Origin of the sequence: Paraburkholderia largidicola (genome assembly GCF_013426895.1) — a bacterium.
Classification (GTDB): Bacteria; Pseudomonadota; Gammaproteobacteria; order Burkholderiales; family Burkholderiaceae; genus Paraburkholderia; species Paraburkholderia largidicola.
The window spans coordinates 3,500,550-3,522,026 of record NZ_AP023174.1; the positions used below are offsets into that span (position 1 = coordinate 3,500,550).

Annotated in this window: 20 protein-coding genes and 1 riboswitch; of the genes, 7 read left to right on the plus strand and 13 right to left on the minus strand. The window is 63.4% G+C overall.

Going from position 1 to position 21,477, the window contains the following annotated elements:
• Positions 1–78 precede the first annotated feature (78 nt).
• The 6 genes from pxpB to PPGU16_RS15635 all read left to right on the plus strand — a co-directional run bounded on the left by pxpB (position 79) and on the right by PPGU16_RS15635 (position 5,502).
• Positions 79–732, plus strand: a complete 654-nt coding sequence (pxpB, locus tag PPGU16_RS15610) for a 5-oxoprolinase subunit PxpB (RefSeq protein WP_180720876.1) — start codon at positions 79–81, stop codon at positions 730–732.
• Entirely contained in the window at positions 729–1,781 is a 1,053-nt protein-coding gene (locus PPGU16_RS15615; protein WP_180720878.1) for a 5-oxoprolinase subunit C family protein, read from the plus strand. The genes pxpB and PPGU16_RS15615 overlap by 4 nt, the downstream gene beginning before the upstream one ends.
• Positions 1,782–1,798: 17 nt before the next feature.
• Positions 1,799–2,551, plus strand: coding sequence for a 5-oxoprolinase subunit PxpA (gene pxpA / locus PPGU16_RS15620; protein ID WP_180720880.1), 753 nt, complete (start codon positions 1,799–1,801; stop codon positions 2,549–2,551).
• A gap of 295 nt (positions 2,552–2,846) precedes the next feature.
• A complete protein-coding gene (locus tag PPGU16_RS15625; RefSeq protein ID WP_180720882.1) occupies positions 2,847–3,620 on the plus strand; it encodes a DUF969 domain-containing protein in 774 nt (257 codons plus the stop codon).
• On the plus strand, positions 3,617–4,573 hold the full coding sequence (locus PPGU16_RS15630; protein WP_180720884.1) for a DUF979 domain-containing protein: 957 nt from the start codon (positions 3,617–3,619) through the stop codon (positions 4,571–4,573). Before PPGU16_RS15625 ends, PPGU16_RS15630 begins: the two co-directional genes overlap by 4 nt.
• A 221-nt stretch (positions 4,574–4,794) precedes the next feature.
• Positions 4,795–5,502 (plus strand): tetratricopeptide repeat protein, encoded by a 708-nt coding sequence (locus PPGU16_RS15635; RefSeq protein WP_180720886.1) that lies wholly within the window; start codon positions 4,795–4,797, stop codon positions 5,500–5,502.
• Positions 5,503–5,538: 36 nt separating this feature from the next.
• On the opposite strand, the gene PPGU16_RS15640 is transcribed toward PPGU16_RS15635, so the two are convergent.
• The 13 genes from PPGU16_RS15640 to PPGU16_RS15700 all read right to left on the minus strand — a co-directional run bounded on the left by PPGU16_RS15640 (position 5,539) and on the right by PPGU16_RS15700 (position 20,365).
• The gene (locus tag PPGU16_RS15640) at positions 5,539–6,747 is read right to left on the minus strand and encodes a TraB/GumN family protein (protein WP_180720888.1); all 1,209 of its coding nucleotides are present in this window, start codon (positions 6,745–6,747) and stop codon (positions 5,539–5,541) included.
• The gene (locus tag PPGU16_RS15645) at positions 6,740–7,777 is read right to left on the minus strand and encodes a peptide ABC transporter ATP-binding protein (protein ID WP_243460550.1); all 1,038 of its coding nucleotides are present in this window, start codon (positions 7,775–7,777) and stop codon (positions 6,740–6,742) included. The genes PPGU16_RS15640 and PPGU16_RS15645 overlap by 8 nt, the downstream gene beginning before the upstream one ends.
• A complete protein-coding gene (locus tag PPGU16_RS15650; protein ID WP_180720890.1) occupies positions 7,774–8,778 on the minus strand; it encodes an ABC transporter ATP-binding protein in 1,005 nt (334 codons plus the stop codon). The genes PPGU16_RS15645 and PPGU16_RS15650 overlap by 4 nt, the downstream gene beginning before the upstream one ends.
• A 1-nt stretch (position 8,779) precedes the next feature.
• On the minus strand, positions 8,780–9,697 hold the full coding sequence (locus PPGU16_RS15655) for an ABC transporter permease subunit (protein WP_180720892.1): 918 nt from the start codon (positions 9,695–9,697) through the stop codon (positions 8,780–8,782).
• A gap of 10 nt (positions 9,698–9,707) precedes the next feature.
• Complete coding sequence (locus PPGU16_RS15660; RefSeq protein ID WP_180720894.1) at positions 9,708–10,721, minus strand: ABC transporter permease subunit; 1,014 nt, start codon at positions 10,719–10,721, stop codon at positions 9,708–9,710.
• 154 nt (positions 10,722–10,875) lie between these two features.
• Positions 10,876–12,507 (minus strand): ABC transporter substrate-binding protein, encoded by a 1,632-nt coding sequence (locus tag PPGU16_RS15665; protein ID WP_180720896.1) that lies wholly within the window; start codon positions 12,505–12,507, stop codon positions 10,876–10,878.
• A gap of 185 nt (positions 12,508–12,692) precedes the next feature.
• A complete protein-coding gene (locus PPGU16_RS15670; protein WP_180720898.1) occupies positions 12,693–14,348 on the minus strand; it encodes an ABC transporter substrate-binding protein in 1,656 nt (551 codons plus the stop codon).
• A gap of 891 nt (positions 14,349–15,239) precedes the next feature.
• On the minus strand, positions 15,240–16,070 hold the full coding sequence (gene metF, locus PPGU16_RS15675) for a methylenetetrahydrofolate reductase [NAD(P)H] (RefSeq protein ID WP_180720900.1): 831 nt from the start codon (positions 16,068–16,070) through the stop codon (positions 15,240–15,242).
• 17 nt (positions 16,071–16,087) lie between these two features.
• Positions 16,088–16,441 (minus strand): phage holin family protein, encoded by a 354-nt coding sequence (locus tag PPGU16_RS15680; protein ID WP_007577130.1) that lies wholly within the window; start codon positions 16,439–16,441, stop codon positions 16,088–16,090.
• 169 nt (positions 16,442–16,610) lie between these two features.
• On the minus strand, positions 16,611–18,032 hold the full coding sequence (gene ahcY / locus PPGU16_RS15685) for an adenosylhomocysteinase (RefSeq protein WP_180720903.1): 1,422 nt from the start codon (positions 18,030–18,032) through the stop codon (positions 16,611–16,613).
• A gap of 31 nt (positions 18,033–18,063) precedes the next feature.
• Positions 18,064–18,178: riboswitch (S-adenosyl-L-homocysteine riboswitch) on the minus strand.
• A gap of 49 nt (positions 18,179–18,227) precedes the next feature.
• The gene (locus tag PPGU16_RS15690) at positions 18,228–19,037 is read right to left on the minus strand and encodes a glycosyltransferase family 2 protein (protein ID WP_180720905.1); all 810 of its coding nucleotides are present in this window, start codon (positions 19,035–19,037) and stop codon (positions 18,228–18,230) included.
• 92 nt (positions 19,038–19,129) lie between these two features.
• The gene (locus tag PPGU16_RS15695) at positions 19,130–19,852 is read right to left on the minus strand and encodes an LrgB family protein (protein WP_180720906.1); all 723 of its coding nucleotides are present in this window, start codon (positions 19,850–19,852) and stop codon (positions 19,130–19,132) included.
• A gap of 24 nt (positions 19,853–19,876) precedes the next feature.
• Positions 19,877–20,365 carry a CidA/LrgA family protein gene (locus PPGU16_RS15700; protein WP_405034141.1) on the minus strand — a complete coding sequence of 163 codons (489 nt, stop codon included), beginning with the start codon at positions 20,363–20,365 and terminating at the stop codon, positions 19,877–19,879.
• A gap of 117 nt (positions 20,366–20,482) precedes the next feature.
• On the opposite strand from PPGU16_RS15700, the gene PPGU16_RS15705 reads away from it, so the two are divergent.
• Positions 20,483–21,442 (plus strand): LysR family transcriptional regulator, encoded by a 960-nt coding sequence (locus tag PPGU16_RS15705; RefSeq protein WP_180720910.1) that lies wholly within the window; start codon positions 20,483–20,485, stop codon positions 21,440–21,442.
• Positions 21,443–21,477 lie beyond the last annotated feature (35 nt).

The following is a 21,477-nucleotide window of genomic DNA, read 5'->3' on the forward strand; positions in this document are numbered from 1 at the left end:
GTAGGCTAGCCCTGTCGTGAGAAATTGGCAGACTTCGTCAGACGAATCTGCTGCTTCTCTACTTGAACCTGGACATTGATGACTGAACCCCGCATCTTTTCGTTTGGTGATAGCGCACTGGTCTGCGAAGCGCCGCCGCCTGCCACGCTGGATTGCCAGCGGCGCGTGTGGTCGGCCGCGCAGGCCGCGCGCGACTGGCCGCACGTGTTCGAAGTGGTGCCCGGCATGAACAACCTGACCGTGATCTTCGATCCCCTCGAAGCCGATCCCGACGATCTGACGGCCCGGCTCAAGGCCGCGTGGGAGCGGCCAGGCAGCGCGCAGGACCTGGGCCGCGAAGTGGAAATCCCCGTGCAGTACGGTGGTGAGTTCGGACCGGACCTGAAGACGGTCGCCGATCACACAGGACTCTCGGTGAAAGAAGTCGTCGAGCGGCACGCAGGCGGCGAGTACATCGTGTTCTTTCTCGGCTTCCAGCCCGGCTTCGCCTACATGGGCGGGCTCGCGGACGTGCTGCACACGCCGCGCCGCGCCGAGCCGCGTCTCGAAGTGCCGGCCGGCTCGGTGGGCATCGGTGGCGCGCAGACGGGCATCTATCCGGCCACTTCGCCAGGCGGCTGGCAACTGATCGGCCGCACGGCGCTGAAGCTCTTCGACCCGTCGCGCTCGACGCCCACGCTTCTGCAACCGGGCGATCGCGTCCGCTTCACCATCGCGGGGTTGCACGCATGATCGACGTGATACGCGCGGGTCTGTTGACCACCATTCAGGATCTCGGCCGGCACGGCTTCCGGCATCTCGGCGTCGCGATGGGCGGCGCACTCGACCGGCTGTCGCTCGAAGTCGGTAATCGTCTCGTCGGCAACCGGCCCGATGCCGCCGGGCTCGAAATCACCTTCGGTCCGACCGTGTTGCGCTTTTTGCGCCCGACGCGCGTCGCGATCACGGGCACCGAGTTCGGCGCGACCCTCGACGGCAAACCGGTCTATTCGTGGTGGAGCCTGCCCGTGCAGGCCGGCCAGGAACTGACGCTGAACGCGGCGAAGCGCGGCATGCGCGGCTACGTGTGCATCGCGGGCGGCGTCGACGTGCTGCCGATGCTCGGCTCGCGCAGCACCGATCTGCAAGCAGGCTTCGGCGGCCTGGGCGGCCGTGCGCTGCGCGACGGCGACCGTCTGCCCGTCGGCGCGCCGCGCGCGGGTGCGGGCTCCGGCTTTTCGCCCGACGCGCCCGAGTTCGGCGTGAAGGCGCCCGCCTGGTGCAAGTTCGTGCTCGTCGACGAGCCGGTGCGGCGCGGCCGTCACCCGTCGGGCGTCGCGTGGGCGCCGCCCATCCGCGTGCTGCCCGGCCCCGAGTACGACAGCTTCACCGCCGACGCACACAACGCCTTCTGGAATGACGAGTGGCTCGTCACGCCGAACAGCAACCGCATGGGCTTCCGGCTGGCGGGAACCGAACTGAAGCGCACGCACAAAAGCGATCTGCTGTCGCACGCGGTGATGCCCGGCACGATCCAGGTGCCGCCGAACGGCCAGCCGATCATCCTGATGAGCGACGCCCAGACCACGGGCGGCTATCCGAAGATCGGCGCGGTGATTCACGCGGATTTATGGAAGCTCGCGCAGATCCGTCTGAACGGCGCGGTCCGTTTCATTCCGACCACGCCTTACGAGGCGCGCCAGGCGCTGATCGAAGAACGCAAGTACCTGCGGCAGATCGATGCCGCAATCGGCATGCATGAAGAACGCTGCGCGCGGCTCGCCGCGTCCGCAGCCGTGTGAGACCTACGAGGAACATCATGGAAATCGACTTGAACGCCGATCTCGGCGAAGGATGCGGCTCCGACGAGGCGCTGCTCGACCTCGTCAGCTCGGCGAACATCGCCTGCGGCTGGCATGCAGGCGGACCCAACGCGATGCGCGAATGCGTGCGCTGGGCGGTGGAAAAAGGCGTGTCGATCGGCGCGCATCCGAGTTTCAACGACCCGGAAAACTTCGGCCGCAAGGAAATGGACTTGCCCGCGGGCGAGATCTACGCGGGCGTGCTGTATCAGCTCGGCGCGCTGTCGGCGATCGCGCAGGCCGAGGGCGGCCGCATCGCGCACGTGAAGCCGCACGGCGCGCTCTACAACCAGGCCGCGCGCGACCCGAAGATCGCCGATGCCATCGTCTCCGCCGTGCATGACTTCGATCCGTCCGTGGCCGTGTTCGCGCTCGCCAACAGCGGGCTCGTGACGGCTGCGCGCAACGCCGGCCTTGTCGCCATCGAAGAAGTGTTCGCCGATCGCGGCTATCGCGCGGACGGCTCGCTCGTGCCGCGCAAGGAGCCCGGCGCGCTGCTCGAAGACGAAGACGAAGTGCTCGAACGCACGTTGAAGATGGTGCGCGAGCAGCGCGTGCAGGCCGTGAGCGGCGAATGGGTGCCGCTGAACGCGCAGACCATCTGCCTGCACGGCGACGGCCCGCATGCGCTCGCGTTCGCGCAACGCATCCGCAAGGCGCTCGAAGCGGCGGGCATCGGCGTGCACGCGGCCGGCGCGGCGCGCGTCTGAGCCGGGCACGCATCCCGTTAAACGCAATCTCGCAGCACCCCATGCCCCGCTTTTCGCGGGGCATTTTCCAGAAAGCAACATCCTCTGTTGCCAATGGAATTTTGAAGCATCAGAAGTTCGGCAGTACCCGTGGAAGTACCCGCAGCAACGACAGGCAGCAGGCAGTGCACCCGAAGCGGCCATTGAAGCGCCGCAGGGCGCCGAGGAAAGCCGGACCCAAAAAACAAGGCCCGGCGTCATTAAAGTTCGCCGCCACGAGCGGTGTCCCAATGCAGGACCACCTCTGGAGATCTAGATGCAGTCAACCGTCAACCTATGGCCGCTCATTGGAGTCGCGGTCATCATCGTCGGGTTTGTGTTGCGCTTCAACCCGATGCTGATCGTGGCCGCCGCCGCAGTCATCACCGCGATTGCCGCGCACTTTCCGCCGGACCGGATCCTGGCCGCGATCGGCAGCGGCTTCATCAAGACGCGCAATATTCCCCTCATCATCCTGTTGCCGCTCGCGGTGATCGGCCTGCTCGAACGGCACGGACTGCGCGAGCGCGCCCAGACCTGGATCGCCAGCATCAAGGCTGCGACGGCCGGGCGTCTGCTGATCGTCTATCTGCTCGTGCGCGAACTGACGGCGGCCGTCGGCCTGACGGGTCTCGGCGGGCATCCGCAGATGGTGCGTCCGCTGATCGCGCCGATGGCGGAAGGCGCCACGGAAACGCGCTTCGGCAAGCTCAGCGATGCCGTGCGCTACAAGCTGCGCGCGTTCTCGGCGGCGACGGACAACGTCGGCCTGTTCTTCGGCGAGGACATCTTCGTCGCATTCGGCGCCATCGTGCTGATGGTCACGTTCCTGAAGGAAGCGGGCATCACGGTCGAGCCGATGCACGTCGCGCTGTGGGGCATTCCGACGGCTATCAGCGCCTTCCTGATCCACGGCTTCCGGCTCTGGCTGCTGGATCGCAGGCTCGAACGCGAGTTGCGCGGCAACGCGGCATCGCAAGCGACTGCGAGCGTCAACACGAACAACCACGCGAGCCACAACGCGACGCGCACGACCGGGGACGAAGCATGACACTCACCATCAACTATCTGTTCTGGCTGCTCGGCATCGTGCTGCTGGTGATCGGCGGCATGATCGTCACCGATAAGGACCACCCGCGCCGCCTCACGGCGGGCGGCTTCTGGATCATCTACGCGCTGATCTTCCTGGTCGGCGACAAGTTGCCCGTCGAAGTGGTGGGCGTGCTCGTCATCGCGATGGCGCTGATCGCGGGCTTCGGCGGCGTGACGGCGGGCAAACCCAAGGTGCTCTCAGAAGCGGCGCGCAAGGCGAGCGCCGCGCGCCTCGGCAACAAGCTGTTCGTCCCCGCGCTGACGATTCCCGTCGTCACAGTGATCATCACGTTGTCGGCGAGCCATCTGGTGTTCGGCGGCACGCCGCTGGTCGAGCAGAAGAACGTCACGCTGATCGGCTTCGGCATCGGTTGCGTGATCGCGCTGGCGTTCGCCTGCGTCATGACGCGCGACACCGTCGGCCAGTCGATGAAGGAAGCGCGGCGTCTCGTCGATGCGCTGTCGTGGGCGGCCGTGCTGCCGCAAATGCTCGGCATGCTGGGCCTCGTGTTCTCGGACGCGGGCGTCGGCAAGGCGGTCGCGCACGTGACGACGGCCTATATCAGCCTCGACTACCGGCTGATCGCGGTGGCCGTCTACTGCATCGGCATGGCGCTCTTCACGATGGTGATGGGCAACGGCTTCGCGGCGTTCCCGGTGATGACGGGCGGCGTCGGTGTGCCGATCCTCGTCAACGTGTTTCACGGCAACCCGGCCGTGATGGTCGCGATCGGCATGTTCTCGGGGTACTGCGGCACGCTGATGACGCCGATGGCCGCGAACTTCAACATGGTACCTGCCGCGCTGCTCGAACTCCCCGACAAGAACGCGGTGATCAAGGTGCAAGTTCCGACGGCGCTCACGCTGCTCGTCGTGAATATCTTCCTGCTCAACTTCCTGATGTTCCTGTAGCGTTGTCGTGCGGTTGCCGGTTGCGGGCGGTTCGCCATTTCCTATTTTCAGGATAGGCGAACCGCCCGCGCGGCTGGTTTCAAAAGGCGCGCCGCCATTTTTAGGATGCCTCTGATAGTTTGGCCGAGGCCCTGGACCTAACCTGTGAATGTTCCATCGTTCACAGTCCGGCGCGTCGACAGGTCTGCGCCGGCTCTTTCGAGAGTCTGGAGAGCATCGCCATGCAACCGCAATCCGCTGTTTCTACTTCCTCCGCTTCTACCGCCTCCGCAACCCGGCATTTCCCGGTGACGCTCGCGTTCGCGCTCGAAGCACATCGCGCGTGCCGCTACGTCGAAGCCGAGTCGCTGTACCACGAAGCACTCGATATCTGCCCGGAACAACCGGATGCGCTGCATTACTACGGCGTGCTGCTGCATCAGCGGGGCCAGCATAGGCTGGCGCTCGAGTACATCGACCTTTCGCTCGAACTCGAGCCGGACAACGCGGAGTGCTGGAACGACCGCGGCTTCGTGGCCAATGCGCTCGGAGACAAAGCGCTCGCGCTGCGCTGCTATCGGGTGTCGCTGGCGCTCGATCCGCGCTCGCCCGATGCGCACAACAACATCGCCGTGGCACTGGAAGCGGGCGGCAAGCTCGGTGAAGCCGTGCATCACTATCGCGAGGCGCTGAAAATCGACCCGACGCTCGCCGACGTGCATCTCAATCTCGGCTCGGCGCTCGACCGCCTGATGCGATTCGACGATGCCGACGAGCACTACCGCGCGTTGCTGTCGCTGAATGCGCGCACGGTCAACGTCTGTCTGAAGACGAGCGGTTCGAAAGACCTGTCGCTCGACGCACTGGAAGCCGCGCTGAAGCTCGCGTCGCAAACGGGCCGAGGGCGTATCGCTAACGGCGCATTCGGCGCGGTAGGCGCCACCGTTTAGCGGTCGCTCGCTTTGAGCGCACCGGCAGCGCGCGTATCAATACGGTTCGACGACGAAACCCCGCTGCCGCAACAACTGCAGCACACCCTTTTGCCCGCCCAGATGCAGCGCGCCGATCGCGACGAACACCGGTTTGTTCGGCGCCGCGATCAGTACCATCCGGTTGACGAAGCGCCGGTTGCGATCGAACAGTATCTTGTTGTCGACCTGCGCGGAGATGCGCTTGTCGCGCGCGAGTTTCTCCGACTTCGCCGCTTCCCACGCGGAAATCGCGTCCGCATCGCCGACGCGCCATAGCCGGTGCAAGGTCTGCACATCGGCGACATTCTCGGCGGGCGTCTGCACGAGATCCTGCGCGAGCATTTCGCGCTGCTGCGCGAGCGTGAGCCCCGTGAACGCCCGCATCTGCTCGCCGAGCGTCTCCAGCCCGACAATCTTTCCCTTCTGCCGCAGATACACGTTCTGCAACTGCGCTTCCGTGCCGTACTCCGTCTGCAGCCCGGCGCTCAGCGAATCGTAGGTTTCGACCAGCAGGGAGGCGAGCCACGGCCGCATCTTGCGGATTTCGTCGAGCGCAGCGGGATTGCCGCGCAGACGCATCGCGAGCTTGTGCCACAGCGGCTCGGGCAACAGCTTCGGCAGACATTCATACGTGCAGATGCCGTATTTCGACACATCGTCCTGCGAGACGAGCAGATCGTCGGGCGACAGTTCGAGCGCCAGCGTGGGCGATGCGGCTAGTGCACCGAGAATCGGCGCACGGAATGGCTGGTTGGGTGGATAGTCGTTGGGATCGCCGACATGCAGCGTGCCCAGAAGGTAAATCGTGGTCTTGCCGCGTGTCGCGACATAGAAAGGCATGCGCGCCGGTTGCGCGCGCACCGGACCGCTCGCCGTGGTGCCGCTTGCATACGAAGGCGGCGGATTGAAACCCGGCAGCGTCGCGCGCGGTGGCGACGGCGTGTGCGGCACGGGGACGGCCGGGCGGCCAACCTGATTGGCCTGCGCGCCCTGCACGGGGGTATTCGCCGCGGCGCCTGCCGCATGCGCGGAGGCGATCGGATCGAACGAACTGAATGGGTGTGGAAGCAAAACGCATTGCGCCGCCACGGCGAGCAGCGCGCCCATCAGGACGCGCGCGACCCGCCGGGGCGTAAGCGCAACGCGCGCGCCGCCCGCATGATTCACATGCAAACGACGCGCGTGACGGCGCGCAACATCACGCGCCGCCACCCGTTCATGCATTCGCGTCGTCCCCCACCTCCTCGGCGCGGTGACACGATACCTGGCGACCATCCACTTCACGCAGCTTCGGCTCTTCTTTGCGGCAACGCTCGATAGCATACGGGCAACGCTGGTGAAACGTACAGCCCGACGGCGGATTGAGCGGCGACGGCATTTCACCTTGCAGCTTGATCTGGATGCGGCGGTCGGCTTCGAAGATCGACGGTGTCGCCGACATCAGCGCGCGCGTGTATGGATGACGCGGCTTGCTGAAGATGCGCTTCTTGTCGCCGAGCTCGGCCACGCCGCCGAAGTACATCACCATCACGTCGTCGGCGATATGCTCGACCACCGACAGATTGTGCGAGATGAACACGTAGCTCGTCTTGAACTGATCCTGCAGGTCCATGAACAGGTTCAGGATCTGCGCCTGGATCGACACGTCGAGCGCGGAGACGGGTTCATCGGCGACGACGATCTGCGGATCGAGAATCATCGCGCGCGCAATCGCGACACGCTGACGCTGGCCGCCCGAGAACATATGCGGATAGCGCTTCGCGTGCTCGGGCCGCAGGCCGACGATGCGCATCATGTGCGCAATGCGCTCGCCGCGCTCGCTCACGCTCAATTGCGTGTTGATCGCGAGCGGCTCGCCCAGCGTCTGCTCGACGGTCTTGCGCGGATTGAGCGACGCAAACGGGTTCTGGAACACCATCTGCACGCGGCGGCGCAACTGCGCGATTTTTTCGCGGCTCGCGCCCGCGACGTCTTCGCCGTCGATCAGCAGACGTCCGGCCGACGGCGCTTCGATCATCGTCAGCTGACGCGCGAGCGTCGATTTGCCGCAACCGGATTCGCCGACCACGGCGAGCGTCTTGCCGCGCTCCAGATGAAACGACACGCCGTTCAGCGCCTTGACGGTGCCGTGGCCGAACATGCCGCGCTTCACGTCGTAGAAACGCGCGAGGTTGTCGGCGATCAGCACGTGATCGCCTGCGGGCTTGCCGGGCCTATCGCCATCGGGGCGCCGCGTTTCGGGTACTGCATTCATCGTGCGCCTCCCGGTTGAATGGCATCGCGAATCAGGTTCAGCGGCTTGATGCAGCGAACCTGGGCGGCGGGGTCGTGATCGGCCAGCGGCGAAAGTGCGGGACGCGCCTTGTTGCATTCGTCGACGACGTATTTGCAGCGTGGCGCGAAGAGACACCCTTTGGGACGGTCGTCGCGTCCCGGCACCATGCCCGGCAGCGCGGCCAGCCGCACTGCGCCGACGTTGTGCTCGGGAATCGCGGCCAGCAGCGCTTCCGTGTACGGATGATGCGGCGCCTTGAAGATATCGGGCACACGGTTCGTTTCGATGACTTCGCCCGCGTACATCACGGCCACGCGCTGCGCGACTTCCGACACGACGGCCAGATCGTGCGAAATCAGCACGAGCGCCATGCCGCGATCTTTTTGCAACTGCACGAGCAGTTGCATGATCTGCGCCTGAATGGTCACGTCGAGCGCCGTGGTCGGCTCGTCGGCGATCAGCAGCTTCGGGTTGCACGCGACCGCCATCGCGATCATCACGCGCTGGTTCATGCCGCCCGACATCTGATGCGGGAACGTGTTGATGCGGTTCTTCGCGTCGGGAATGCCAACCTGATCGAGCAGTTCGAGCGCACGCTTGTGCAGCGCGTCGCCGCGCAGCCCTTCGTGCAGCTTCAGCACTTCCTTGATCTGATAGCCGACGGTGTAGCTGGGATTCAGGCTCGTCAGCGCGTCCTGAAACACCATCGCCACGTCTTTGCCGATGATCGTGCGGCGTTGCTTGGGCGTCGCGTTCAGCAGGTCCTTGCCGTCGAAGGTGACTTCGTCGGCGGTGACCTTGCCGGGCGCGTCGATCAGGCCCATCAGCGCCATCATCGTCACGCTCTTGCCCGAGCCCGATTCGCCCACGACGCCGACCACTTCGCCCGGCGCCACGTTCAGATTGATTCGATCGACAGCGGGCAGGCCGCTGAAGTTCACCGCGAGATTGCGGATGGTCAAAAGGTTAGCGTTGCTCATGTCAGGCCATCCGCTTGAGTTTCGGGTCGAGTGCGTCGCGCAGCCCGTCGCCGAGCAGGTTGATCGCGAGCACCGAGATCAGGATGGCGAGACCGGGCATGGTGACGATCCACCATGCGCTGTCGATGTAGTCGCGTGCCGACGCGAGCATCGCGCCCCACTCCGCCGACGGCGGCTGCACGCCGAGGCCGAGGAAGCCGAGCGCGGCGGCATCGAGAATCGCCGACGAAAAACCGAGCGTCGCCTGCACGATCAGCGGCGCCGTGCAGTTCGGCAGCACCTGCGAAAACATCAGGCGAGCCGTGCCGGCACCCGCGACACGCGACGCCATCACGTATTCCTTGTGCAGTTCGCCGAGCGCCGACGCACGCGTCAGACGCACATAGCCCGGCAGCGCGACGATCGCGATCGCAAGCATCGTGTTCACCAGACCCGGACCGATGATGGCAACCACTGCCACCGCGAGCAGCAGCGACGGCAGCGCGAGCAGCACGTCCATGATGCGCATGATGGGCGTGTCGGCCCATTTCTCGAAGAACGCGGCGATCAGACCGAGCACGACGCCGGGAATCAGCGCGAGTACCACCGAAACGAAGCCGATCCAGAACGACAGGCGCGCGCCGTACATCAGGCGCGAGAGGATGTCGCGGCCTGCTTCGTCGGTGCCGAGAATGAACTTCCAGTTGCCGCCGTCGAGCCAGGCGGGAGGAATCTTCACGGAATCGCGGTATTGCTCGATCGGGCTGTGCGGCGCGATCAACGGCGCGAAGATCGCGACGAAGATCAGGATCAGCACGATGACGCCCGCGCCGACTGCGCCACGATTGCGCGAGAAGTTGGACCAGAATTCACGGGCGGCCAGTGCACGGCCGCTGGGCGGTGTTACTGCCTGGGGGACTGTATTTTGAATGTCTGCCACGATTTTTACCTCACCTCGTATGACGGATGCGTGGATTCAGCACGCCGTACAACAGGTCGACGACGAGGTTCACGACGATCACGAGTGTCGCGATCATCAGGATACCGCCCTGCACGACGGGATAGTCGCGCCGGCCGATCGCGTCGATCAGCCATTTGCCGATGCCCGGCCACGAGAACAGCGTCTCCGTCAGCACAGCGCCCGCGAGCAGCGTGCCGACCTGCAGACCGATCACCGTCACGACGGGAATCAGCGCGTTACGCAGCGCATGCACGACGATTACGCGTCCCGGCGACAAGCCCTTCGCGCGCGCCGTGCGGATGTAGTCTTCGCGCAGCACTTCGAGCATCGACGAACGCGTCATCCGCGCGACCACCGCGAGCGGAATCGTGCCGAGCACGATCGACGGCAGGATCAGGTGCGACAGCGCCGAGCGGAACGAGCCTTCGTCCGTGCCGGGCAGCAGCGAGTCGATCAGCAGGAATCCGGTCACGTGCGGAATGTCGTATTCGACCGCGATGCGACCCGACACGGGCGTCCAGCCGAGCTTTGCCGAGAAGAACATGATGAGGATCAAGCCCCACCAGAAAATCGGCATCGAGTAGCCAGTGAGCGCGGTGCCCATCACGCCGTGATCGACTGCCGTGCCGCGCCGCAGCGCAGCGAACACGCCCGCCGGCAGGCCGACGATCAACGCGAACAGCATCGCGCAGATCGATAGCTCGACGGTGGCGGGGAAACGGGCCAGGAATTCGTCCATCACGCTGGTATTGGTGATGATCGACGTGCCGAGGTTCCCCTGCAGCGCGTGGCCGACGTAATGGAGGTACTGGATGGGCAGCGGTTCGTCGAGCCCGAGGCGATGCATCGCGGCGGCGTGCATGGCCGGGTCGACGCCGCGCTCGCCCATCATGACTTCGATGGGGTCGCCCGGAATCAGGTGAATGAGCGCGAACGCGAGGATCGTGATACCGATGAAAGTCGGTATGACCATCCCGATGCGGCGCAAAACGAATCGGAACATGGTTCGTCCCTATGGTCTTGGTGAGAAAAAACGCAACCGGCGACGAGGGCTCGTGACCCCGGTCGCCGGACCATTTCGACCAGTCTTCTAACCGAACGAAAAGCGTACTGCGTATGGGATGCAGCAGGCAACGAAGCCCACCGCATCACGTGATTTACTTCATGCTGACGCCGTCGAAGCGCGCGTAGCCGAGCGGCTCGATGCGCATGTCGACAACCTTCTTGCTCACCGGCTGATACACCGTCGAGTGAGCGATCGGCGAGAACGGCAGTTGCTGCGCGAAGATCTGCTGCGCCTGCACATACGCCTTCGTGCGATCTGCCTGGCCCGTCGTTTCACGGCCCTTCTGCACGAGTTCGTCGAACGGCTTGTAGCACCACTTCGAGAAGTTGTTGCCGTTCACTGCGTCGCAGCCGAGCAGCGTACCGAGCCAGTTGTCCGGGTCGCCGTTGTCGCCCGTCCAGCCGATCAGCATCGTGTCGTCTTCGCCCGCGTGCGCGCGCTTGATGTACTCTCCCCATTCGTACGTGACGATCTTCGCCTTCACGCCGATCTTGGCCCAGTCGGCCTGGATCATTTCCGCCATCAGCTTGCCGTTCGGGTTGTACGCGCGCTGCACGGGCATGGCCCACAGCGTGATGTCGAAACCGTTCGGGAAGCCAGCCTTGGCGAGCAGCGCCTTGGCCTTTTCCGTGTCGTAAGCGGGGAGCTTCAGGCTCTTGTCGTACGACCATTGCGTAGGCGGCATCGGATTCGTCGCGGCCTGGCCTGCGCCCTGGTAGACGGAATCGATGATCGCCTTCTTGTTGATCGCCATGTCGAGCGCCTGACGCACTTCGAGCTTGTCGACCGGCTTGTGCGACACGTTGTACGCCAGATAGCCCAGGTTGAAGCCCGGCTGCGACGGCATGTCGATGTTCGAATCGGCCTTCAGGGGCGCGATGTCGGCGGGACGCGGATAGCTCATCACCTGGCATTCGCCGGCCTTGAGCTTCTGCACGCGCACGCCGGCATCCGGCGTGATCGAGAAGATCAGCTTCGAGATCTTGACCGTGTTCGGCTTCCAGTAATCCGGATTGCCGTCGAAACGGATCGTCGCGTCCTTCGTGTAGCTGCGGAAAATGAACGGGCCCGTGCCAACCGGCTTCTGGTTGATGTCGGCGGCCTTGCCATCCTTCAGCAGCGAATCCGCGTATTCAGCCGACAGGACCGACGCGTATTCCATTGCCAGATTCTGGATGAACGGCGCGTTGACTTCCTTCAGCGTGAACTTGACCGTGTACGGGTCGACCTTTTCGACCTTGTCGATCAGCTTGTCGAGGCCCATGTCGGTGAAGTACGGGAACTGCACCGGGTAAGCCTTGCGGAACGGCTGGTTCGTGTCCAGCATGCGCTGGAACGTGAACACGACGTCATCCGCGTTGAATTCGCGGGTCGGCTTGAACCATGACGTGGTGTGGAACTTGACGCCGTGGCGCAGATGGAACGTGTACGTCTTGCCGTCCGGCGAGACATCCCACTTTTCTGCGAGGCCCGGCTCGACTTTCGTGCCGCCGCGTTCGAATTCGACGAGGCGGTTATAAACCGTGAACGTATTGGCCGTGAAATCCACGCCCGTGGTGTACTGCGCCGGATCAAAGCCCGCCGGACTGCCTTCCGAGCAGTAGACGAGGGTTTTGTTCGGGATATCGGCGGCGTTCGCCAGTTGAGTCCCCGCCATCGATGCCGCTGCCGTCGCGACCAGCATCGTGAGCCGTGCCGCGCGCAACAGTTTGTTTTGCTTCATGTTTCCTCCAGGATCGGCGCCGGCAAAAACCAGCGTAGCGCGATATTACTGAGCTTTGCCAGGGGCCGCAATTGGAGGAAATTAACTTTGTTGACGATCGGAAACAGCTTTCATTCAGGTTGCCGCGCGTGACGCGGCAACCGACCCGAATTTCAGCGGAATTGGGGAGAGAAGCCGTAAATTGCCTACTTGAGACCGACGTTCCAGAACTGGGTTGGGCCGAACGGGTCGATCTTGAAGCCGGTGACGGCCTTCGACAGGGGCTGGTAGACGGTCGAATGCGCGATCGGCGTAAATGGCACCTGATCCTTGAAGATCTGCTGCGCCTCGGTGTAGTCCTTGGTGCGCGTGGCCGTATCGGTGGTACTGCGGGCCGCCTTGATGAGGTCGTCGAACGGCTTGTAGCACCATTTGGAGAAATTGCTGCCGTTCACCGCGTCGCAGCCGAGTAGCACGCCGAGCCAGTTGTCGGGGTCGCCGTAGTCGCCCGTCCAGCCGATCAGCATCGCCTCGTGCTCGCCGCTGTGTCCGCGGCGGATGTACTCACCCCACTCGTAGGTGACGATTTTCGTCTTCACGCCGATCTTCGCCCAGTCGGCCTGCAGCATTTCAGCCATCAGGCGCGCGTTCGGGTTGTACGGGCGTGAAACGGGCATCGCCCACAGCGTCAGGTCGAAGCCGTCCGGGTAACCCGCCTGCTTGAGCAGCCCTTTGGCCTTGTCGACGTCGTAGGGGGCGTCTTTCAGGCTCTTGTCGTAGCCCCACTGGGTGGGCGGCATCGGATTGGTTGCCGCCTGACCCGCGCCCTGGTAGACCGAATCGATGATCGCCTTCTTGTTGACGGCCATGTCGAGCGCGCGGCGCACGAGCACGTTGTCGAGCGGCTTTTTCGTCGTGTTGTACGCGATGAAGCCCAGATTGAAGCCCACCTGATGCGGCAAGGCGATCGACGAATCCGCCTGAATCTGCGCGATGTCGGCCGGCTTCGGGTAGCTCATCACCTGGCATTCGTTGCGCTTGAGCTTTTGCAGACGCACGGACGGATCGACCGTAATCGCGAAGATCAGCTTGCTCACCTTCACGACGCCGGGTTTCCAATAGTTCGGGTTGCCGTCGAAGCGGATCGAATCGTCCTTCGTATAGCTGCGGAAGATGAACGGCCCCGTGCCGACGGGAAAGAGGTTGATGTCGGAGGCCTTGCCGGCCTTCAACAGCTGGTCCGCGTATTCAGCCGACAGGATCGATGCGAACGGCATCGCGATCTGCTGCAGGAACGGTGCGTCGACTTCTTTCAGCGTGAAGCGAACGGTGTAGGGGTCGAGTGCTTCGACTTTGGTGATGTTCTTTGCGAGGCCGAGATCGCTGAAGTATGGAAACGGTACGTTGTAGGCCTTACGGAACGGCTGTTCCGGGTCGAGCATGCGCGTATACGTGAACACGACGTCGTCCGCGTTGAAGTCGCGGGTCGGCTTGAAGAACGACGTGGTCTGGAACTTCACGCCTTTACGCAGGTGAAACGTGTATTGCAGGCCGTCGCTGGAGACGTCCCATTTTTCGGCGAGACCCGGCTCGATGTCGGTGCTGCCGTGGCCGAACTCGACGAGCCGGTTATAGACGGTGTACGAGCCGGCGCTGAACTCGACGCTGGTGGTGTATTGGGCGGTGTCGAATCCGGCTGGACTGCCTTCGGAGCAGAAGACGACTGTTTTGTCGGGGAGTGAGGCTGCCGCAGACAGTTCAGGCGCAAAGCAGGCCGCGAGTAGCGCGGCGGTGGACAGCACAGGCAGGCAGGACTTGCGAACTGCATTTCGAACTGCAGACAGCGTCGATGACATGGGCATGGCGTTCTCCGCGAGGCAGCTGGGGCGAGTGCCCTTGGATCATAGTCAGCCAATAATCGGATTCAATATGGGTTTTCACTCCACTTTTGCTTTTGCCTTTTCTGGTATTTGGGATTTGGGTTCGGGGCAGGGTGGGTTTGGTTTGGTCGTATTTGGTCGTGTTTGCGCTGGCATCCGCGTGATGTCTTTGGTCTGCTAGCGTTGCCCCTGTGCGGGGCGGCACCTACTTTTCTTTGCCGCCGCAAAGAAAAGTAGGCAAAAGAAAGCGGCTAACACCGCCAGCCCATATTCTTATCCACGGGCCCCCAACGTCCCCATCCTTCACACGACAGTGCCCTCGCCGGTGCTCGTTGCCAACGCTTCGAACAAGCGCATCACCCACTTCAGGCACCCATACAACGGCAGACGGCAGCAAATGGTATGCGCCGTCCAGGTGGCAAACTGTGTGTAGATTGTCGCGGCGTATAGCCTGGCGCTCTTACAGGGTGGGGCGCGTGCGCTATCGGTCCGGAGTGAGGCGTGTGGAACACTTGGGCCGACACACAGTTTGCCACCTGGGCGGCGATGGACCGTGTGGCGCGGCATGCTGTAACGCGGGAGGGTGAAGCGGGTGAGGCGCATCGCAAGAGCGCTGGCAACGAACGTGGTCACGTGGTTGCCGTGTGAAGCGTAAGAACCTTTGGGGGCCCTCAGGCAAATACAAGAACTGGCGGTGTGAGCCGCTTTCTTTTGCCTACTTTTCTTTGCGGCGGCAAAGAAAAGTAGGTGCCGCCCCGCACAGGGGCGACGCCTGAAGCACGCTAACAAATCGCGGATGCCAGCGAAAAACACAAGCAGACCACCCAGCGTCGCAGACAGAAAAGCAGAAAAGCAGAAAAACAGAAAAACCGATCAGACGCCCAACCGCTCGCAAATAGCCTTAGTAGCAGCCGACCCGTTAAGGGTATAAAAATGCAGCCCCGGCACCTTCGCCTCAACAAGCCGACGACAAAGATCCGCCACCACATCGAGCCCAAACGCCCGAATCGACTCGCGGTCATCACCAAAACTTTCGAGCCGTCGCGCGACCCATCGCGGCACTTCAGCACCGCACATTTCGGAGAACCGCATCAACTGCGAAAAGTTCGTGATAGGCATGATGCCCGGCACGATAGGCACATCAACACCAAGCTTGTGCGCATCGTCGACAAAACGGAAATACGCGTCAGCGTTAAAGAAGTACTGCGTGATCGCCGAATTGGCACCCGCCTTCACCTTGCGCGCGAAGTTCTCGAGATCATGCTTCGGTGAACGCGACTGCGGGTGATACTCGGGATATCCCGCCACTTCGATGCGGAACCAGTCGCCGAATTCGGCGCGAATAAAACTCACCAGTTCCGACGCGTAGCGCAACTCGCCGACTGCGCCCATGCCCGACGGCAAATCACCGCGCAACGCGACGATATGGCGGATGCCGTGCGAGCGATATTCGTTGAGAATCGCGCGCAGGCTTTCCCTCGACGAGCCAATGCACGACAGGTGCGGCGCGGCTTCGAGGCCGTCCTTCGCCATGTCGAGCACCGTGTCGAGCGTGCCTTGCTGGGTCGAACCGCCGGCGCCGAACGTGACGGACACGAACTTGGGCTTGAGCGGCAACAGTTCTGCGCGCGTCGCACGCAGCTTGTCGAGCCCTTCCTGTGTCTTCGGCGGGAAGAATTCGAATGAAAGTTCGATGGGGTTCATGGTTCTGTTGGCACCCGTCAGCTCAGGCCGCGGTTGCCGAAGATGAGCGCGGACAACAGCCACGAAACGATGCTGTACAGGATCGAGCCGAAGAACGCCGACCAGAATCCCGACACTTCGAAGCCCTTCAGCAGCGACGCGCACAGCCAGAAGCACAGCGCATTCACCACCAGTATGAAGAGCCCAAGCGTGAGAATCGTGACGGGCAACGTCAGCAGGATCAGCACCGGCCGCAAGACGGCATTGATGAGCCCCAGCACGAGCGCGACGATCAGCGCAGTGCCGAAACTGCGAATGTGGATCGACGGCACGAGGTAGGTGATGATCAGCAGCGCGAGCGCATTGATCACCCAGGTCAGCAATACAGTCATGAACAGCTCCTGGTCGTCTGTGGTGTGAAGTCCGGATTGAACTCGAAGGCACGCGAAAAGCGTCAGCCGATGCAATGTCTCGCATGGGCCTGTGCTTCGTCCGGTGCAGCCGCCCGCCGAAGCAGGCGGCCGCACCTGTCATGCCGCTTTTTGCGGCCTGGCGTGCGGCTTAATAACGGTAGTGGTTCGGCTTGAACGGACCGTTCTTGTCGACGCCGATGTAGCCAGCCTGTTCCGTCGACAGCTCCGTCAGGTTCGCGCCGATGCGCGCGAGGTGCAGACGCGCGACCTTCTCATCGAGTTGCTTCGGCAGAACATAAACCTTGTTCTCGTACTTGGCGCCGTCGACGAACAGTTCGATCTGCGCGAGCGTCTGGTTCGTGAACGAGTTCGACATCACGAACGACGGGTGGCCCGTGGCGCAGCCCAGGTTCACGAGGCGGCCTTCAGCCAGCAGGATCACGCGCTTGCCGTCCGGGAAAATGATGTGGTCGACTTGCGGCTTGATGTTTTCCCACTGGTACTGGCGCGTCGACGCAACGTCGATTTCCGAGTCGAAGTGGCCGATGTTGCAGACGATCGCGTTGTTGCGCATCGCCTTCATGTGATCGTGGTTGATCACGTGGTAGTTGCCCGTTGCCGTCACGAAGATGTCTGCGTGCGGCGCAGCGGCTTCCATCGTCACGACGCGGTAGCCTTCCATCGCGGCTTGCAGCGCGCAGATCGGATCGATTTCCGTGACCCACACCGTCGCGCCCAGACCGCGCAGCGATTGCGCGCAGCCCTTGCCCACGTCGCCGTAACCGGCAACCACCGCGATCTTGCCGGCGATCATCACGTCGGTCGCGCGCTTGATGCCGTCGACGAGCGACTCGCGGCAGCCATACAGATTGTCGAACTTCGACTTCGTGACCGAGTCGTTGACGTTGATCGCGGGGAACGGCAGACGGCCTTCCTTCTCCATCTGATACAGGCGGTGCACGCCCGTCGTCGTTTCTTCCGTCACGCCCTTGATGTGCGCGAGGCGCTTCGAGTACCACGTCGGGTCGATCTCGAGATGCTTTTCGATCGACTTGTACAGTGCGACTTCTTCCTCGTTGGTCGGCTTCGCGATCACCGAGCGATCCTTCTCGGCCTTCGAGCCGAGGATCAGCAGCAGCGTTGCGTCGCCGCCGTCGTCGAGGATCATGTTGGCGAACTCACCGTTCGGCCATTCGAAAATGCGGTGCGAGAACTCCCAGTATTCGTCGAGCGATTCGCCCTTGAACGCGAACACGGGGGTGCCGGCCTTCGCGATGGCGGCGGCGGCGTGATCTTGCGTCGAGAAGATGTTGCACGATGCCCAGCGCACGTCCGCGCCCAGCGCGGTCAGCGTCTCGATCAGCACGCCCGTTTGAATGGTCATGTGCAGCGAGCCCGCGACGCGCGCGCCCTTCAGCGGCTGCTGCGTCTTGTACTCTTCGCGGGTTTGCATGAGACCGGGCATTTCGGTCTCGGCGATGGTGAGTTCCTTGCGGCCCCAGTCGGCCAGCGACAGGTCGGCAACAACGAAATCCTGGGAATTTTTGGAATCCATAACTGCGGCGTTCATCACGCCCTCCTTTCTAAAAATGACTAGAAATTTGACGTGAGCGCCGTTCGATGCGGTTGGTTTGTAGGCGCGGCGCGCGTCCAATCCTTCCGATTGAAAGCCTTCGAGCCTGGCGGGTGGAGCCCGTCGCAACGCTCCTCGAAGACGAACGGCGATTGTAGCAAAACGAGATGGCTTGCGGTATGACGATTCAGCTTATGCCGATTGATCTGGCGCCGAATCCGCGCCTTGCTGCGCGGTCAGATGCGGCGCGAGTTCGACGCCGCGCAATACCTGTATCGCTTCATATGCGCGGCGCACGAAGCGCCACGACGCATCGCGGGTCGAGTCGACGAGTTCGTCCGAGGCCTGGACCATGCCCATCGATATGCGGAAGTAGCGTTCTGCGTGGATGTTCGGGTGATAGTGCATGCGCACGCGCTTTCGGTCGTCGAGTCGCGGATTGCCGAAAATATTGAGCAGCGCCAGCGAAAACGCACCATCCTCGCCGCCGTGACGCCGGAACACGTCATCAGGCGGAAATCCGCCGAATGCCGCATAGATGGATCGGCGGATCACGAGGCTGCTCGGCACCGTGTTGCTCAGCGTCGCCGCGTGAGTCTCGAATTGCGGATGATCGGTGATGTCGGCGGGGAAGCCGCAATAGTCGACGTCGAGGCGAATCGAAGATTGACCTGGATGATCGTGCAGGAAGGCAGCGGCAGCGGTGAGCGCGTGCAGCATGTATTCGTCGTCGGCATCGATGAAAGCCAGCAGCGGATGCAGCGCGTGCATCGCGCCCCAGTTTCGCGCGCGTGCCGCGCCGCCGTTTTGCGGCATGCGCAGCAGTTCGATCTGCGGATGCGTCTGCGCATACAGCGCGGCGATATCGGGCGAAGCGTCACGCGAGCCGTCGTCGACGACGAGAATCTGCGCGGCTTCGGGCTGCGCGATGCAACTGTCGAGCGTGCGCGCCAGCGTCTGTTCGGCGTTGTAGCAGGGAATGATGACGGAGATGGGAAGCATTGCCTGGACTGGCCTCGGGAATGAACGACGGCGGCAATCATAGAGCCAGCGCGCCGCCGTTCATCCCAAATTTGCTGCCGATCCCGGCTACGTCAAAGCGGAAGCATCCCGAACAGCGGCGCGAGCAGCACCATCACGACGCCGGCGATCATCATCGTCAGGCTCGCGACGACGCCTTCTTCGCTGCCCAGTTCGCGCGCCTTCGCGGTGCCGACGCCATGAGCCGCCGCGCCGAACAGCGCGCCGCGCGCGAGCCGCGTGCGCAGCGGCACGAGCGCGAGCACGAGTTCACCGAACAGCATCCCGCAGACGCCCGTCGCGATCACGAACAGCGCAGTCAGGTCCTTCGGCGCGTGAATCTTGTCGGAAACGGCGAGCGCGAAAGGCGTCGACACCGAGCGCGTCATCAGGCTGCGCTGCAGTTCTGGCGACAGATGCAGCAGCTTCGACAGCGCGAGCGAACCACCCACGGCAACCACGATGCCGACCGTGACGCCAACCGTGAGCGAAATCCAGTGCCGCCGCAGCAGATCGCGGTATTCATAGATAGGCACCGCGAATGCGACCGTGGCCGGGCCGAGTAGCCACATCAGCCAGCGCGTGTCCTGAAAGTAGACGGCGTACGGAATCCGCGCGATCACGACGATCGCGGCAAGCACAGCGGGCACGGCGAGAAGCGGCGTCAACCACGGCGATTTGAAGCGCGCATACAGCGCCTTCGATGCGAAATAGAGCGCCACCGTCAGCACGAAGCAGCCTGCCGCGATGAGCCGGGAGGCGTCGTCGGCGAAAAGGGACGTGTAGAAGGCGCTCATCGGCGGAATGGTCCCGGTCGTGGATTAGAGGAAGTTGCGGCTGACAGGAGGACGTTCGACGGGCGCGCGCTGAATCATCACGCGACGCAGCGCGAGACGGCGTTCGAGCCGCGCGGCCTGTTCGACGGCGAATGCGACGGCCACCATCACCATCAGCGTGCCCGCGACCACGACGAGCGCAAGGCGCCAGCCGTCTTCGCGAAACAGGCCGCCGTACTGGACGGCCGCGACGGCGGCGGGAATGAAGAACAGCAGCATGTCCGACAGCAACCAGTCGGCGCCCGCCTTCACCCAGCGCGGCGCGACGCCGCCGCAGAACAGCAGCGCGAGCAACGCGACGAGGCCCACGACGCCGCCCGGCACCGGCAAGCCAAAACGGCGCACGATGTAGTCGGCGGCGAACCAGACGGCGGCGATCCCAGCGCTCTGCACGGCGATCCGGCCGATCTTCGCGACGGGCGACGTCGCATCGAGGCGGACAGAAGCGGCAAGACGGGCGATCAGCGGCGAGATCATGGCAAACCCTAGGTGACTTTTAGATGAGATTCAGTATAGGGTGCAGTGCAACATAAATATAATGACTTAGAATTATCTGCTTCATTCCAAATTGGAATTCCGAGGGCTACGAACATGGAACTGCGCGCGCTCCGCTATTTCGTCGAGGTCGTTCGACAACAGAGCTTCACCGTCGCCGCCGAGCAGATGTTCGTCACGCAGCCGACCATCAGCAAGATGGTGAAGGCGCTGGAGGACGAAACCGGCTCGCCGCTGCTGCTGCGCGACGGCCGGCAGATGGTACTGACGGATGCCGGGCGCATCGTCTATCAGCGTGGCCAGGACGTGCTTGCCGCCTACGCGCAGTTGCAGGCCGAACTGAACGACCTCGACAAACTCGGGCGCGGCGAACTGACGATCGGCATTCCGCCGATGGGCGGGTCGCTGTTCACGCCCGCCATCGCCGCGTTCCGTCAGCGCCATCCGAAGATCGAACTGAAACTCTTCGAACAGGGGTCGAAGGCCATCGAAGCCGCGCTGATTTCCGGCGAACTGGAACTGGGCGGCGTGCTGCAACCCGTCGACGACATGATCGACGTGCTGCCGATGAGCCGCCAGGTGCTGTGGCTCGTTGCTCGTCAAGGCTCGCGCTGGGACGAGTTGCACGAAGTGCCGCTCGCCGATCTCGCCAGCGAGCCATTCGTCTTCTACGGCGAAAGCCTCGCGCTCAACGACGTCGTGCTGACGGCGTGCCGCACGGCCGGTTTCGCGCCGACCATCGTCGGGCGTAGCGGGCATTGGGATTTCATGGCGGCGCTGGTGCTGGCGGGCGTCGGCATTGCGCTTCTGCCCGCGCCGTATTGCCGGCGGCTCGATGCGGCGCAGTTCACCTGCCGGCCTGTCGTCGCGCCGGAGATACCGTGGGAAATGGCGATTGGCTGGCGGCGCAAGGGCTATCTGTCGCATGCGGCGCGCGCATGGCTCGAGGTCGCGCGTGAAACGCTGCCGGGACTGACCACCGACAACTTCACGCACCCGCTGACCTTCGACGCGCCCACGACTACGCCGGATCGCGCGAAACCGCCGCTGAAATAAAAATGCCGCCCGGTTTGCGCCGGGCGGCATCGTGT